The following is a 15,680-nucleotide window of genomic DNA, read 5'->3' as shown; positions in this document are numbered from 1 at the left end:
CGTTGTACTTCTTCGGTGCCGGCATCGCTGGTGTTCCTCCCAGGTTTCGATGTCTCCATCAAACCCGGTGCGGAACAAGGACCACCCCGGCCAGGTCACAGCACCGCCGCTGAAACTCCGCCCTGGCGCACCACCCGCACGTCAGCACGCGGGAAGCAGGGCGTAAACACCAGTCCTCACCACGTATCCCGGTCGAGCACGCCATCGCGGAGCTGAAGTGGTGGCGGCAGCTTCAACGCTTCACCGGCCGCCGTGAACTTCTACCCGAGACCATCGACGCCGTCGCGGCCTCGTGACCGCATGATCACCTGGTAGCCGATCCACATCACAACAGCCACAAGCCCTGGTAATTGCGCACAAGATCGTTAGTACGACAGCCGCAGTTCGGCGAGACGGCGTCTGCGCTGGTAGTGGCTTGTTTTGGCCCGGTGCTGGTATCGCCGGCGCTATCGTGACCATCGATCGATGAAGTCGCGGGCCGCCGCACGGTTGGCGCGTTGACGGCAACACACGTTTGTTCCGGCAGTCCTTTGTAGACTGCCTTTTTCCGTGACCGTTAGTGATCTTGCTGGTTGGTCGATTGACCTGGACGTACTCATGACTCGGATCGCGGGCCGGTTCGGGCGGGTAGAACCGCGCCGTCGCACCCGCAAGTACTTGCTGGGCCTGCTGTCCCCGGTCGCCGGCAAGAACAGCTGGACCCTGGCCGAAGCCGCGGGGGATCAGACTCCCGACGGCATGCAGCGGCTCCTCAACCGCGCCGGATGGGACGTCGACGGAGTACGTGACGACCTGCGCGGCTACGTCAGCGATCACATGGGCGACCCCGAGGGCGATCACCCCGCCCGGGTGAAAGCCGCGGTGCCGGACAGCAGCCGGCGACCGGAATCAGCGGTCCTTCTTGCGACGGCCGACCGCGTGCGCCGCCGCGATATGCGAGGTGAGGGCGATCGACGCCGACGAGCGCTCGTAGTCCTGCTGGGCGAGGCGTACGTAGAGCAGGTCGATGAGCAGCAGTTGGGCGTGCCGGGAGGCGAACGATTTCGGGCGCACTCCGGGCTTGCCGCCGAAGGCGGTGAGCGGTATGTCGGCCAGTCGTCCGATGGCCGAGCGCGGGTCGCGCGTGATGGCGATGGTGCGGGCGCAGCGCTCCTTGGCCTGGGTAAGTGCCTCGTAGGTCTCCCGCGTGTTGCCCGAGTCGGAGATCGCGATGGCGACGTCGCGGCTGGTGAGCAGCGCGGCAGAGGTGTGCGCGAGGTGACCCTCGGTCCAGGCCCGCACGTGCAGGCCGACCCGGAAGAGGATCATCTCCAGCTCCTGGGCGATGACGCCGCTCGCGCCGCAGCCGTAGATGTCGATGCGGCGGGCCGAGAGCAGGTATCGGACCGCCCGGTCGATCGCGGCGAGGTCCATCGACTGGGCCGCGAGTTGGAGGCCGCGGATGTCGGCGGCCACGAGCATATGCAGGATGGTCTCGATGTCGTCGTCGGGTGAGACGTCGAGGTCGATGTCGGTGGTGTCCCAGCCCGGATCCGTGAACCGGCTGCCGGTGTGGCCGCTCTCCTGCGCGATGCGCAGCAGGAGAGATTGGTAGCTCGGGAGCCCGAGCGCCTGACAGAACCGCGTGACGCTCGCCTGGGAGACCTCGGCCAGTCGGGCCAGTTTCTCGGCGGACAGTTGCGCGACGGCGAGCGGGTTCTCCAGGACCTTGCGGCCGACGCGCGCCTGCGAGGGGGGCAACTCGCGCAGCCGGGTGCGGATCAGCTCTGTGATGGGGGTTGCATCCCTCACCGTCAGCGCCATGCCAGCGGCGGTGTCGGTCGTCATCGACTGCCCTCTCTGTCGGTCCATCCACGATCTGAAACAATGAATGAACCATTCAACGGGGTTCCTCGTCAACCCGGCGAGCCGCTTGCTCGCCTGTTTCCGGCATTCCGGTCAAAGGAAGTCGGACGAGCCGTTGACATCAGCCTCAATAGTGCACCAGACTTGCGCATCACCGATGCGACCCAGCTCACAAACGGCTGGATGGCTGTTTCAGCGAGGTGCCCCCGCGCCGACCGGAGTGGGCCCGAGAACGAATGGCGAAAACGTGACGAACGAGGACTTCGGCTACGTGACGGCGTACGAGAAGGAGGTCGGCGACCGGCTGCGAGCGATCAGCGACCTGGCTACCCGAGGTGGTCTCGAGAAAGCTGTCGAGATCCTCGCCGGCTGCATCGAGCGCGGTGGCGTCATCCACGCCTTCGGCACCGGCCATTCCGAGGCGTTCGCCATGGAGGTCGCCGGCCGGGCCGGCGGGCTCATCCCCACCAACCGGATCGCACTCCGGGACACCGTGCTGCAGGGCGGCCACACTGTCGCCGAGTTGTTCGGGAACCCGCCGCTGGAGCGCGACCCCAACATCGCCGCCGACCTCTTCGCCACGGTGAACCGCCACCCCGAGGACGCCTTCGTGATCGCCTCCAACTCCGGCGTCAACGGCTCGATCGTGGGCCTGGCGCTGCTCGCCAAGGAGAACGGGCACCCGGTGATCGCCGTGACGAGCCTGGAGCACACCGCGCGGGTGACGCCCAAGCACCCGAGCGGTCAGCGGCTGTCGGAGGTGGCCGACGTCGTGATCGACAACCTGGCGCCGTACGGGGACGCCACGCTCACCACCAAGGGAGTCACGCCCGTCGGTGCGGTCTCGTCCCTCACCGCCGCGTTCATCGCGCAGCTGCTGACGATCGGCGTGGCCCGCCGGTTGTCCCGTGACGGTGCCGTGGCGCCGCTCTACCTGTCCGCCAACATCCCCGGCGGCGACGAGCGCAACCGTGTGCTCGAGGCCAGGTACGAGGGCCGGATCAGGCGCTCCGCCTGACCACTCGACACCAGCTCCACCCATCACCCGAAGAAGAATCGCCCTGGAGGATATGCAGTGACCGGTGAGATCAGCCCCATGGGGCGCCGCGGCTTCCTGCGAATGAGCCTGGCGGCCGCGGCCATGGCCTCGACGGGAGGCATGCTGTCGGCTTGCGGCTCGTCGAGCACGGGCAACAGCGGCAGCACCGGCGCCAAGAGCGCCGACAACCCGTTCGGTGTGGGCAAGAACAGCAGCGTCGACGCGGTCATCTTCGACGGTGGCTACAAGACCGACTACTTCACGTACGCCGGTGACCTGTTCCAGAAGCAGCACGGCGGCAGCGTCAAGCTCACCCCGACGACGAAGATCTCCCAGACGCTCCAGCCGCGCTTCATCGGCGGCAATCCGCCGGACATCATCGACAACTCCGGTGCGGACGCCATCCCGCTGACCACCATCGTGGACCAGGCCGCCGATCTCAACGACCTCATCCAGGCCAAGAACCTCGAGGGCACCACGATCAAGGACACCCTCTTCTCCGGGGTGCTGGACTCGACCACCGTCGACAACAAGCTCGCCGGCCTGAACTACGTGATGACCGTCTACGCGCTGTGGTACTCCCAGGCGCTGTTCGACAAGTTCGGCTGGAAGCCCCCGACCACCTGGGAGGAGGCCCTCGCCCTCGGCGCCGAGGCCAAGAAGCAGGGCAAGTACCTGTTCTGCTGGGGCAAGGAGGCGGCCAACTACTATCTCACCGTCATCCTCGACTCGGCCATCAAGGAGGGCGGCGACGAGGTCCGCGTCGCGCTGGGCAACCTGGAGAAGAACTCCTGGAGCCACCCGGCCGTGCAGGGCGCCCTCAATGGCCTGAAGAAGATCGTCGACGCGGGCTACGTGAAGCCCGGTGGCGCCGGCACCCAGTTCACCGCCGCCCAGGCCCAGTGGACGCTCAAGCAGGAGGCGATCCTGTACCCCTCGGGCTCGTGGATCGAGGCGGAGATGAAGGACCAGACCGCTCCGGGCTTCGAGATGGTCGGCGTCCCGTCGCCGGCGGTCTCGTCGAACCCGAAGCTCGGCCTCGCGGCCGTCCGCGGCTCGGCGTCCGAGCTCTACATGGTGCCGGCGAAGGCCAAGAACCAGGCGGCCGGCAAGGAACTGCTGCGCATCATGCTGTCGAAGGACGCGGCGACGAACTTCGCCAAGACCAAGCTGGCCCTGCCGGTGGTCAAGCTTGACATCCCGGAGGACGGCTTCGGCTCCACCGCGCTGAAGGCCCAGAGCAAGATGCTCTCCGGCGCGGGCGACGGGGTGTTCGACTACACCTTCACCGGGATCTACGGCTTCGGCACGCCGAGCAACGTCGCGTTCAACTCCTTCCTGGCCGGCGACATGTCGATCGCGGAGCTGACCAAGGCGATGCAGGACGTCGCCGACAAGGTCCGGGAGGACGGCTCGATCAAGAAGGTCAGGGTGAGCTGATGTCTGACCTGCCCCTCGCCGCCGAGCGGGAGGTGGCAGATCGCCGGACAGGGGGCGGGCGACGTTCGATCGCCCGCCCCGACCGGCTTTCGCTGCTGCTGGTCTTCGTCGGCGTGCCGTTCGCCGGTTACGCGCTGCTGGTCCTCTGGCCGTTCGGCCAGGCCGCGGCGTACTCCCTGACGTCGTGGGGCGGGTTCAGCCCCGACAAGCCGTTCGTCGGCCTCGACAACTTCGTCGAGCTGGCCGGGGACGACCTGTTCCGCAAGGCCGTCGTCAACACCCTGGTACTGCTCACGGTGCTGCCGGTGCTGACGCTGCTGATCTCCTACGTGCTTGCGCTGCTGATCACCATCGGCGGGCCGTCCCAGGGGCAGGTCCGCGGGCTGCGGGGATCGGGCTTCTACCGGGTGGTCGCGTTCTTCCCGTACGTCGTGCCGGCGATCATCATCGGCATCATCTGGGCGCAGGTCTACGACCCGAGCGACGGGCTGCTCAACGGCATCCTCCGGCAGCTCGGGCTGGACCGGCTCGGCTCCTACGCCTGGCTGGGACAGCAGCAGACCGCCATGTGGGCCACGATCGCCGTGGTGGCCTGGGCCTTCGCCGGGTTCTACATGGTGCTGTTCATCGCCGCGATCCGCGGCATCCCCACCGAGCTCTTCGAGGCGGCCCGCCTCGACGGCGCCGGTCGGCTCCGCACGGCGCTGTCGATCGTCGCCCCCTCCATCGCGGGCACGATCCGCACCTCGTACATCTACATGGGCATCGTGGCGCTCGACATGTTCGTGTTCATGGCGGTGTTCAACCCCTCGGGCGGCCCGCGCAACTCCACCCTGGTCGTGACCCAGGAGATCTACATCACCGCGTTCACCAACGGGAAGTTCGGCCTAGCCTGTGCGATGGGCGTGGTACTCGCGGTGATGACCTTCGCGTTCATCGGTTTGGTCGCCATGGTCCGACGTCTGGCAGGTGCACGATGACGGTGACGACTGCGCCGAAGACCGAACCCGGTACGCCGCGCATGATCCGTTCGCGCCGGACCGGGAAGGAGACGTCCGGCGGCGAGCGCCTCGTCGGGGCGGCCTCGCAAGGCGTGATGTGGCTCTGGCTGGTGGTGGTGCTCGCGCCGCTGGCGTGGACGCTCATGACGTCGTTCAAGACCACGCGCGAGATCTTCGCCTCGCCGTTCGGGCTGCCGTCGCAGTGGAACTTCGACAACTACGTCAACGCGTGGAACACGGCCGGTATCGGCCGCTACTTCTTCAACACGTTGATGGTCGTGGGTTCCGCCCTGGGGATCGTCATGCTCCTCGGTGGGATGATGGCCTACGCGCTAGCCCGCTTTCGGTTCCCCGGTCGCTTCATCATCCACAAGCTGGTGCTGGCCGGGATGACGTTCCCGATCTTCCTCGCCGTGGTGCCGCTGTTCTTCACGCTCCAGGGGATCGGGCTGCTCAACACGCTGCCCGGTCTGATCGTGACGTACGTGGCCTACGCGTTGCCGTTCACCGTCTTCTTCCTCATCCCGTTCTTCGAGAACCTGCCGGACGAGATCGCCGAGGCCGCGGCGATCGATGGCGCCGGCGAGTGGCGGGTCTTCTTCCAGGTGATGCTGCCGATGGCTGCCCCCGGCATGGCGTCGGTGGCGATCCTGAACTTCGTCGGGCTGTGGAACCAGTTCCTCCTGCCGCTGGTGCTCAACTCCGATCCGCAGAAGATGGTGCTCACCCAGGGCATGCAGACCTTCGCCTCGCAGGCGGGCTACAACGTCGACTTCGGGGCGATGTTCGCCGCGGCGGTCCTGACGATCCTGCCGGTGCTGCTGGTCTACGTCCTCTTCCAGCGCCAGCTGCTGGCCTCGGTCTCCCAGGGCGCGATCAAGTAGCGCACCAGGGCGGCCGTCCCGGCGTGCCCCAGGTCGACGTAGGAGGATGCACCGGTGAGCGGATTCGACCTGGCCCTGCTGGCGATCGACGCCGGCGGGTCCAACACGCGGGCGGTGGTCGTCAACGCCGAGGCCGACTGCCTCGGCTACGGCGTGTCGACCAGCGGCAACCCCACCGCCGTCGGCGTGGCGGAGGCGCTCGGCGCCATCGGCGCCGCCGCCCGCCGGGCCCTCGCCCAGGCCGGGCTCGGCCCTGGTGAGGTCACCCGCGTGGTCCTGGCTGCGGCGGGGGAGGAGGGGCTGCTCGGCGACACCGCGGTGCGCGCCGCGCTGGGGATCGCCAACGGCGCGGCCCGGGTGGACCGGGTTGTCGACATCCTGGCGATGTACCACTCCGCCGCCGTCGAGCCCGACGGCGTCGCGCTCGTCGCCGGCACCGGTGCTATCGCCGCCCGCTTCTCCCGGCTCGAGATGCAGCGGGTCGTCGACGGCACCGGCTGGCTGCTGGGCGACCGCGGGTCCGGCTTCTGGATCGGTCGCAAGGTCGCCCGTGCCGTCGCTGCGGACCTCGACGGGGCAGGTCCGGCAACCGACCTCACCGCGTTGGTGCTCACCGAACTCGGCCTTCCGCTGCCCGATGGTGCTCTCGCCACCGGCCGGCGGCCGGTCGTGCTGGAGTCGTTCCTCCACCACGTCTACGGCGACAGGCCGGTACGCCTGGCGAGATTCGCCCCGTACGCGTTCCGCGCGGCGGCCGCCGACGAGGCCGCGGCGGCGATCGTCGCGGAGGCGGAGGCGTCGCTCGCGCGGACGCTGCGGCTGGCACGTGCGGGCCACGAGGAGCTGCCTGTCGTCCTCGGCGGCAGTGTCGTCGTGCAGGGGATCCTGGGGCCGGGCCGGACACCGACCGGCGCGCTCGCCGAGGAGCTCGCCGGGGCCGACGTGCGCCGGGTGCACGAGGGCGCGGCGGGCGCTGCGGTGGTCGGACTGCTGACCGAGGAGCTGGACGTCAGCGCCGGCATGCTCGACCGGCTGCTCGTGGGCATCGCAGCGCGCCGCGGGGCCTGACCCGCCCCGGGCGCGTACCACCCGCGACGGACCCGGCTCCGGGGCGTTGCGGGTACTTCAGGACGAGACCGCGTAGGCAGTGCCGGAGCGGAGCCGGTCCGCCGTGAACGCTTTTGATCGCTTCGGTTGTGACCCGGCGCACGCGCTCCTACGCTCCGGCCATGTCTAAGCCGCACGAAGAGAAGTCCCACCGCATCGCCCTGAGCAGGCGTTCCTTCCTCGGCGCCTCGGTCGGCGCGCTGGCGGTCGCCGGCGTCGGCGCGCTGGCCACCGCGGGCCCGGCCCGCGCCGCGACGCCGAGCGACTTCGCGGCGATCATCAGCCGCCGCGCCGCGATGCTCACGGGCGCCCCAGCCAACCCGTCCGAGGTCGCGAAGACCAAGATCTCCGCACTCGAGGCGCGGGCCGCCCAGCGCCTGGCCACCCTCGACACCAGCGCGACACGGGCCGTGCTCTGGGCCGACCAGCCCAACGTGGTCAACGACTCCGCGCAGATGAGCGAGTGCTACAACCGCCTGCGCGACATCGCCTACAGCTGGGCCACCCCGGGCACCACCCACCACCGGGACGCCGCCGTGGCCACCACCGTCGTCGACGCGCTGACGTTCCTCGGCGACCGGTGCTACACCAGCGCCAAGTCGCCCACGGGCAACTGGTGGTTCTGGGAGATCGGCATCCCGACCCGGCTCACCGACATCGGCTCCGTGATGTTCGCCGTACTCCCCACCGAGGAGCTCGCGAAGTGGATGGCGGCGACCCGCCGGTTCGCCCCCGACCCGAACTACCGCGGCACCGGCAAGAGCCTCAAGGAGACCGGCGCCAACCGCTCCGACAAGGCGGTCATCTGCATGCTGCGCGGCGCCCTGGTGGGCTCCGACGCCGAGGTGCAGCTGGGCCGCGACGCGATCATCGACGTGACCGGCGGCGGCGCGCTCAGCCTGTTCGCCTACACCACAAAGGGCGACGGCTTCTACCCCGACGGCTCCTTCATCCAGCACGGCAAGCTGCCCTACGTCGGCACCTACGGCAACGTCGCGATGACCGGCATGATCAACGCGCAGTACCTCCTCGAGGGGCTGCCCTGGGCGCTGCCAGCCACCGCCGCCGCGATGGTGCCGGCCTTCCTGCGCGACTCGTTCGCGCCGTACATCTGGAACGGCCGGATGATGGACACCGTCCGCGGCCGGGCGGTGTCCCGCGAGCGCGAGTCCGACCTCACCAACGGCTTCGGCACGATGCACAAGATGGTGCTGCTCAGCGGGGTCGCGACCGGCGAGGTCGGCGCCTGGTACCGCGGCACCATCAAGGGCTGGGTGACGCGCTCCGGCGCCGACTTCCTCGCCACCGTGCCACTGCCGCTGTTGGCCACCGCCGAGCAGCTGCTCGCCGACGGCTCGGTCGCGGCCGCCCCCGAGCCGGTCGGCCACGTCGAGCACCACATGCACGAGCGCAAGGTGCACCGGGGCGAGGGCTGGGCGTTCACGGTCAGCACCTCGTCGAATCGGATCGGGCGCTTCGAGTGGGGGAACCGGGAGAACATCACCGGCTACCATCACGGTGACGGCGCGACGTACCTCTACACCGACGCCGACCCGGGCCACTACACCGACGCCTACTGGCCGACCGCCGACCCCTTCAAGCTGGCCGGCATCACCGTCAACGGCGAGCCCCGGGTCAGCGGCGCCAGCGGCTTCGGCATCCCGGGCGCGCCCAACGCCTACAACGGCGGCGCGTCCTCGCGAGGCGAGATCGGCACGGTGGGCAACGACTTCGTCAACCACAGCGGCAAGCTGACGGCGTACAAGTCGTGGTTCATGCTCCCCGACCGCGTCGTCGCGCTCGGCGCGGGCATCACCGACACCAGCGGCACGCCGGCGTACACGGTCGTCGAGCACCGCAAGAGCAGCGGCGAGCTGCGGATCAACGGCGGGGCGGTCGCGACCACCCCGGGCGACCGGGTCGACGCCGGCCTGCTGCTCCCGGGCGCCCACGCCCACCTGGAGGGACACGCCGGCTACCTCCTCCCCGACGGGGGCGCGCTGGTCGCCGAGCGGGAGCGGCGGACCGGCTCCTGGTGGGACGTCAACCAGGGGGCCGACACTGCAGGCTCGACCACCCCGCACACCCGGGAGTACGTCACCCTGCGGGTGCCCCACGGCGTCGGCGCCGCCGGGGCGTCCTACGTGTACGCCGTCCTGCCGGGCGCCTCCGCGGCGGACACGGCCCGCGCCGCCGAGAACCCCGGGTTCGCGGTCGTGGAGAACTCCGCCACGGCGCAGGTGATCCGCCTCAAGGACGGCACCCTGATGGCGAACTTCTTCGCGGCCGGCACCGCAGGCCAGCTCCGCACCGACGGACCGGTCTCGGTGATCGTGCGCGCCACCGGCACCAGCCGTCGCGTCGCGCTGGCGCTGCCCACGAAGCAGGCCACCCCGGTGCGGGTGACCTTCCTCGGGCAGCTGGTGCCCGCGCTCGCGCCGGCGCCCGGGGTCCGGGTGGTCACCGCCGAGCCGCTGCAGACCCTCGAGGTGACCGCGCCGCAGGGAAACACGGTCGAGCTGGATCTCGCATGAGGACCGACCGCCCGCTGCCGACACTCGCCGTCATCGGTGCCGGAGCCCGGGGCGCCTGGTACGCCCGCCTCGCCGCTCGGGAGGGCGCCCGCGTGGTGGCGGTCGCCGACCCGGACCCGGTACGGCGGGACCGGCTCGCCGCCGAGCATGGGGTCCCGGGCGACCTCGTGCTCGGCGACTGGACGGACCTGCTGCTCCGGGAGCGGCTCGCCGACGCCGTGATCATCGCGACGCCGGATCGGCTGCACGTGGACCCGGCGATCCTCGCCGCCGGTCGCGGCTACCACATCCTCCTCGAGAAGCCGATGGCACCCACCGAGTCCGAGGCCGTGGCGATTACGGCGGCGGTGCGGGCCGGCGGGGTCTCGCTCGTCGTGTGCCACGTGCTCCGGTACGCCCCGTACACCGCGGCCATCAGGGAGCTCGTGAGCGCCGGCCGGATCGGCCGGGTCGCCAGCGTCGAGCACCTCGAACCGATCGGCTGGTGGCACTTCGCGCACTCGTTCGTACGCGGCAACTGGGCGGTCGAGTCCGAGTCGAGCTCCATGCTGCTCGCCAAGTGCTGCCACGACCTCGACTGGCTGGCGTACGTCGTCGGCGAGCCGGTCACTCGGGTGTCGTCGTTCGGATCGCTGCTGGAGTTCCGGCCCGAGCACAAGCCGGCCGGGGCCGGGGCGCGCTGCCTTGACTGCCCGGTGGAGAGAACGTGCGCCTACTCGGCGCCGCGGATCTACCGGCGGTTTCTGGGTGACCCGGTGTTCGAGCGGTGGCCGCTGGGCGTGCTGACGCCCGACGTCACGCCCGAGAACCTCGAGACGGCCCTGCGAGACGGGCCGTACGGCCGTTGCGTGTATGACGGCCACAACGACGTCGTCGACCACCAGGTGGTCAACCTCGAGTTCGCCTCGGGCGCGACCGCCAGCTTCACGGCGGCGGCCTTCACCGACCTGGAGTTCCGCAAGACCCGCATATTCGGCACCCGCGGCAGCATCGAGGGTGACGGCCGCAGCATCGTGCTGCATGACTTCCTCACCGACACCGGCGAGGAGATCCGACCCGGGGTCGCCGCCCGTGCCAGCGCGGCCGAGGGTCACGGCGGCGCCGACGGGGAACTGGTCAGGGCGTTCCTGCGCTCGGTCGCCGACGGCACGCCCGACGTGACCGGATCCGACGCCGCCACCAGCCTCGCCACCCACCGGATCGTCTGGGCCGCCGAGCGGGCCCGCCACGGCGGCACGGTGGTCACCCTCGACTGACGGGCCGGGTCAGGGGACCTCCGTGGGCCGTGGCGCGTCAGCGCGGACCGTCGGTCGAGGCACGGATCATCAGGCGGGGTAGGAGTGACACGTGCTGGACGGGCTGCTCGGGCGGTCCGGTCAACTGCTGCATGAGCGTCTCGACCGCTAGTCGGCCCACCTCGGACTTCGGCGGGGCGACGGCGGTCAGCGGTACGTCGGCGAGGGCGGCCACCTCGTCGTCGTACGCCACGACGGCGAGGTCGGCGGGCACGGAGAGGCCGCGGACCCGGGCGACCTGGAGCAGCGCGATGGCGTCCTCGTCGTTGTGCACGAGCACCGCGGTGGTCCCGTGCTCGGCGCACCGGTCCAGCAGCGCCTCGAGGGCGCCGTGGCGTACGGCGGGGTTCTCGGCCGAGAGTGGCAGGAGCACCGGTTCGGGCCCACCGGGGTCGAAGACTCCCTGCGCCACTGCGGCCGCATGGCCATCCAGCAGCCAGCGGGTGGTCGGGCTGCCCTCGCGCGTCGCGATCGCCACGGAGGAGTGGCCGAGCGACGCGAGATGGTGCAGGGCCAGTCGGGCGCCTCCCGCGTGGTCGGTGCGGACGTGACCGATGCGGGCGGCCTGGGGGAGGTCGACGCGGCGCTCCACGAGCACCACGGGGACCGGGACGGCCGCCAGCCACGATGCCAGCTCCGGGTCCCGGTCTGGAGCCTCGGACGTGCTCAGCAGCAGCCCGTCGACTCCGACGTCGAGCAGGCGGGCCAGTTGCCGGCGGTCCTCCTCGGCGAGGTAGTTGGTGATCGCGAGGACCAGCCGGACCCCCCTGGCTGCCGCTGCGGCCTCGGCACCGCGGATCACGGCGGCGTAGTAGTAGGTGGCCGACGGCAGCATCAATCCCAGCGTGGCCCGGGGGGGCGGCGCGGTGGTGGACCCCGGGCGGGTGGCCGTCCGAACGCTGACCGCGCCGCCATGGATGCGCCGAACGAAACCGCGGTCGGCCAGCGCTGTGATGTCGCGCCGGATCGTCACTGGGGAGACGCCGAGCCGCTCGGCGATCTCGGCGGTGTGCACGACTCCCCGCAGCTCGATGGCGCGGAGGATGGCGGCCTGGCGTTCCTCGGCGAGCTTCACCGGGTCTCCCCGTGGTGGCGGACCATCGCTGCCCCTCAGCCCGTCATGAGCGCATCGTGCGCAGCCACAGGGTGAGCGCCCAGTCCTGGTCGTTGACGAGCGGGTCCTCCCGGTACGCGGGTCGCCCGTCGACGGTGCTGGGCATGACGAACGCGCAGGTGGCGCTGCCGTCGGGGTGGAACGACGCGAGGTTGGCGGTGAACACCGCGTCCGCCTCGGTGCGGGTTCCCTCGCTCCGGTGCGGCTCGGGAAGCTGGGACAGCGCGACGGCGTTGAGCACGGTCCAGTGGTGGGGGAAGACGTCTCCCCACTGCCGGTCGCGCCCGAACCAGTAGCCGTCCCAGTGCCGGATCGGCACGTGGTGCATCCGTGCGTGCGGCTGCCGGCCGGCGAACGCCCGCAGCCAGCGGACGGTCTCGGCCAGCTCCGCGTCGTACCCGCTCCCGTCGAGCGCCCGGACGGTGGCGAAGAGGCTGAGCAGCGGCGCCACCATCGACTGCTCGTAGTTCACCTCGTGGCTCGGTAGGTCACGGCCGACGGAGGCGAAGTGTTTGGCGGTGGCCCGGAGCCGGTCGCGCAAGGCATCCGCCCGCCCCGGTTGCCCGGCGGCGTCGAGCATCGAGCCGACGAGGACGACCGCCTCCGGCTGCCCGATCGACAGGTGCGAGCCGGCACCGAGTTCGTAGCTGCGCTCCAGGATCCGGGCGGCCAGTTCGAGGTCGTCCGCGGACCCGAGCAGCCGGTGTTGCTGGGCGAAGAAGTGGGCCAGCCATGGAGCGTTGTAGAGCCGGGGCTTGGTGACCCACGAGACGCTGCCCCAGCGCGGCGGGCCAGTGTCGTCGACCAGGCACTCGCGGGCGAACACCGCCCACCCCGCCAGGGCGTCGCCGGTCGCGGCCTCGTCGCACCAGCCGCGGCGCAGGGCCTCCTGCAGCAGCGTCGGCATCGCGAGCCGCTCGGCCCCGTCTGACCAGTCCGGCCAGCCGTTCACGGTCTGGGTGAGGTCCGTACGGCGGTCGACCGGGACGAAGGCTGCCGCCGACGGGCCGCCGCGTTCTGCCGCCCGCTGCCGGGTCAGGATGTAGGCGACCCGAGCCCGGACCAGCTGCTCGAGTGGCTCGTGGACGAGCACGGCGATCCGGGCGTCGCCCACGTCGACGTGGACGACGCCGTGGCGGCTGCCCTCGAGCAGGTCCGCGTCGCCGTCCCGGACGACGCGGGCCAGGTCCGGCTCGCGTACGACGATCGGCTCCGACCCGGTGTGCAGCGCGAGCCGGCCACCGACCGCGACGGCGTACCGGTCGGCGGCCGCGTCCGGGCGCACGCGGGCGGCGAAGTCGTCGACGGTGCGATCGAAGCCGACTTCCCAGGCCAGCCGGTGGCTGCCGGCCGCGGGTACGACGATCGCGGCCTGGCCGCCGAACGCGCCGGGGTTGCGCGCCAGGTCGGTGGGGTGGAGCACGATGTGGCCGCGCACGTTCGAGGAGGAGTAGGTGTTGCGGGACTCGATCGAGTAGGCGTCGAGCCGGCCCTCGGCCAGCTGCAGGGTGAGCACGCCCTCGCCGCCGTCCATCGGGACGGCCGCGACCCACGAGCGGGCGCCGCCGGTCCAGACGTGCGCGTGTACGCCGCGCGTCAGGGCGGTCGCGGCGTCGTCGTACACGTCGCGGAACGGGGTCACGATGCCCCACGACGTGATCGTCACCGGATCCCGGCCGAGGTTGTGCAGGGTGTGGGTCTCGCGGAGCCGGTCGCCGGCGGCGCGGGAGACGACGAGCTCCAACGCGTCCCCGAGCCGGTGCCGGGCGACCGAGTGCCCCTCGTCGAGTTCCAGGGCGTCCGGGCGGTTCCAGCGCCACGTGCCGACGTCGGTGACGAGGAAGCCGGCGCCCCAGCGGTGTTCGGCGGAGTGCCAGATGTCGAGCCCCCCGTCCAGCAGGTAGCGCCGGTCCGGCGCGGCGGAGTAGCAGAACTGCACCGGCGCGCCGGTGGCACGGTCCAGCTGAACCATGCCACCGGAGATCGTCCAGGTCAGGGCGCGGTCGCTCACGTGGGTCAGCTCACCTTCACCTCGGCGATGACGTTCACGCCGTTCTGCCACGCGACCACGCCGTTGGCCAGCCGCACCGCGTACGCGGGGTTGCTGGTGTCGGCGGAGGAGAGGGCCACGCCGAGACGATAACTGCCGGCCGGCACCCCGGTCAGGTCGAGGGTGGCCGAAAGCGACTGTGTTGGTGGGATGCCGTGCCGCCGTTCTCGGTCGCCCGGGCGCCCTGCCACCTCGTCCAGTCCGCGCCCCGGCGCACCACCTCACCGGTGGCGGACAGCAGCACCAGCTGCGTCGGCCGCGGGGTGTGCGAGGCGCTGAAGCCGACGTTGGTGAGCGACAGCTTCACCGGCAGCGAGGCGCCCGCGTTGGTGCCGAACTGGGCCTGGTCGAGCTGGATCCGGTAGCCGAGGTGGTCGCGCAGGTAGTCGTAGACGGTGCGGGTCACCGGCTGACCGGCGCTGTCGATGAAGTAACCGTCGCCGAAGGGCAACTCGTTCGCCTGGATGTCCGACTGCGTGAAGGTGGTCTGCCGCCACGCCGGGTAGGTGATCGTCGCGTTGCACCAGCGAGAACGTCGAGTAGTGCATCGACTGGAGCCGCCGGGCCGCGTTCGTCGGGTCGATGACCTCGTTCCACGCGTACGGGTCGGTGCTCTGGCCCTTGTCCCACGGCATCTCGCCGTTGACCAGCATGTACGGCGAGTCCGCCAGGATCGTGCCCCAGTACTGGCTGTAGGGCGTGTAGTAGTCCCACTGGCCCTGGCCGAGGGTGAAGTAGTCGTTGTGGAAGCCGATCCGGGCCTTCACCGCCGGGTCGGTGACGTCCTTGCGGTGCCACGGGTAGCGCATCTGGGTGTCCACGGCGGGCGGCAGTGCCGCCACGATCGAGTTCATGATCGCGTTGACGGCGTCCGGCCAGTTCTGGTGGTCCCAGCAGTTCGGGCCCCACTCGCCCCAGGCGCCGACGAACCCGGCCTGTCAGACCTGGATCACGTCGCGGTGCGCGGCGATGATCGGCTTCAGCTGCCACGTGACCGCGTGCGGGACCGCCCCGCGAACGTCTCGGCCAGGCCGGCTCACCGCCACTGTCCCCACTCATGGCGAGCCGGCTGGCCGAGATGCAGCGCTGTACAAAATGCGGTAAATGGTGGGAGTTATTTACATCTTTGACCGTGGCACGGCAGGATGGGTGGCCGCCTCCCAACACCGGTCATGCCGGGTAACCACGCGACCCTGGCAGAACACCTCTACCCGGTCGGCCACCGCGACAGTTCACAGACCACGACCGGCACTGGCCGGCTACCCCACCTGCCCGAAGCTCAGCGGCGGCTTCGCCGGCGGCGAATACCGCGGCGGCCCCTCCGGTGCCAGCGCCCGGCGCGCCGCGTTTCGCCCTGAGCCCACCTTGCGA

The 15,680-nt window shown here is 70.6% G+C and carries 12 protein-coding genes and 2 pseudogenes; 8 read left to right on the top strand and 6 right to left on the bottom strand.

What is annotated here, in order from left to right; all coding sequences use genetic code 11:
* Positions 1-597 precede the first annotated feature (597 nt).
* A pseudogene (locus ACVCAH_RS33405) lies at positions 598-834 on the top strand (transposase); the annotation flags it as partial.
* 54 nt (positions 835-888) lie between these two features.
* Here the strand turns inward: ACVCAH_RS33405 and ACVCAH_RS33400 are convergent.
* Positions 889-1,827 (bottom strand): MurR/RpiR family transcriptional regulator, encoded by a 939-nt coding sequence (locus ACVCAH_RS33400; RefSeq protein WP_447140227.1) that lies wholly within the window; start codon positions 1,825-1,827, stop codon positions 889-891.
* A 265-nt stretch (positions 1,828-2,092) separates the two neighbouring features.
* Between ACVCAH_RS33400 and ACVCAH_RS33395 the strand changes: the two genes are divergently transcribed.
* The 7 genes from ACVCAH_RS33395 (at position 2,093) to ACVCAH_RS33365 (ending at position 11,106) form a co-directional block, all read left to right on the top strand.
* On the top strand, positions 2,093-2,863 hold the full coding sequence (locus ACVCAH_RS33395; RefSeq protein ID WP_447140226.1) for a sugar isomerase domain-containing protein: 771 nt from the start codon (positions 2,093-2,095) through the stop codon (positions 2,861-2,863).
* Positions 2,864-2,920: 57 nt separating this feature from the next.
* Complete coding sequence (gene ngcE / locus ACVCAH_RS33390) at positions 2,921-4,324, top strand: N-acetylglucosamine/diacetylchitobiose ABC transporter substrate-binding protein (protein WP_447140225.1); 1,404 nt, start codon at positions 2,921-2,923, stop codon at positions 4,322-4,324.
* Positions 4,324-5,304 (top strand): carbohydrate ABC transporter permease, encoded by a 981-nt coding sequence (locus tag ACVCAH_RS33385; protein WP_447140224.1) that lies wholly within the window; start codon positions 4,324-4,326, stop codon positions 5,302-5,304. The genes ngcE and ACVCAH_RS33385 overlap by 1 nt, the downstream gene beginning before the upstream one ends.
* Positions 5,301-6,209: a carbohydrate ABC transporter permease gene (locus tag ACVCAH_RS33380; protein ID WP_447140223.1), complete on the top strand. Its 909-nt coding sequence runs from the start codon at positions 5,301-5,303 to the stop codon at positions 6,207-6,209. Before ACVCAH_RS33385 ends, ACVCAH_RS33380 begins: the two co-directional genes overlap by 4 nt.
* 54 nt (positions 6,210-6,263) lie before the next feature.
* On the top strand, positions 6,264-7,277 hold the full coding sequence (locus ACVCAH_RS33375; RefSeq protein ID WP_447140222.1) for a BadF/BadG/BcrA/BcrD ATPase family protein: 1,014 nt from the start codon (positions 6,264-6,266) through the stop codon (positions 7,275-7,277).
* Between the two features lie 161 nt (positions 7,278-7,438).
* Positions 7,439-9,850, top strand: coding sequence for a polysaccharide lyase family 8 super-sandwich domain-containing protein (locus ACVCAH_RS33370; RefSeq protein ID WP_447140221.1), 2,412 nt, complete (start codon positions 7,439-7,441; stop codon positions 9,848-9,850).
* The gene (locus ACVCAH_RS33365) at positions 9,847-11,106 is read left to right on the top strand and encodes a Gfo/Idh/MocA family protein (protein ID WP_447140220.1); all 1,260 of its coding nucleotides are present in this window, start codon (positions 9,847-9,849) and stop codon (positions 11,104-11,106) included. The genes ACVCAH_RS33370 and ACVCAH_RS33365 overlap by 4 nt, the downstream gene beginning before the upstream one ends.
* A 37-nt stretch (positions 11,107-11,143) precedes the next feature.
* Here ACVCAH_RS33365 and ACVCAH_RS33360 read toward each other — a convergent pair whose 3' ends face one another.
* The 5 genes and pseudogenes from ACVCAH_RS33360 to ACVCAH_RS33340 all read right to left on the bottom strand — a co-directional run bounded on the left by ACVCAH_RS33360 (position 11,144) and on the right by ACVCAH_RS33340 (position 15,532).
* Positions 11,144-12,220: a LacI family DNA-binding transcriptional regulator gene (locus ACVCAH_RS33360; protein ID WP_447140219.1), complete on the bottom strand. Its 1,077-nt coding sequence runs from the start codon at positions 12,218-12,220 to the stop codon at positions 11,144-11,146.
* Between the two features lie 43 nt (positions 12,221-12,263).
* A complete protein-coding gene (locus ACVCAH_RS33355; RefSeq protein ID WP_447140218.1) occupies positions 12,264-14,270 on the bottom strand; it encodes a hypothetical protein in 2,007 nt (668 codons plus the stop codon).
* A gap of 151 nt (positions 14,271-14,421) precedes the next feature.
* Entirely contained in the window at positions 14,422-14,760 is a 339-nt protein-coding gene (locus ACVCAH_RS33350; RefSeq protein WP_447140217.1) for a DUF4832 domain-containing protein, read from the bottom strand.
* A 130-nt stretch (positions 14,761-14,890) separates the two neighbouring features.
* Positions 14,891-15,118 (bottom strand): annotated as a pseudogene (locus ACVCAH_RS33345) (hypothetical protein); the annotation flags it as partial.
* Between the two features lie 309 nt (positions 15,119-15,427).
* A complete protein-coding gene (locus ACVCAH_RS33340; RefSeq protein ID WP_447140216.1) occupies positions 15,428-15,532 on the bottom strand; it encodes a hypothetical protein in 105 nt (34 codons plus the stop codon).
* Between the last annotated feature and the right edge of the window lie 148 nt (positions 15,533-15,680).

The organism is Micromonospora sp. LZ34, assembly GCF_052981855.1.
The sequence above is the reverse complement of the archived record's forward strand: the minus strand, read 5'-3'. Positions and strand labels throughout refer to the sequence as shown.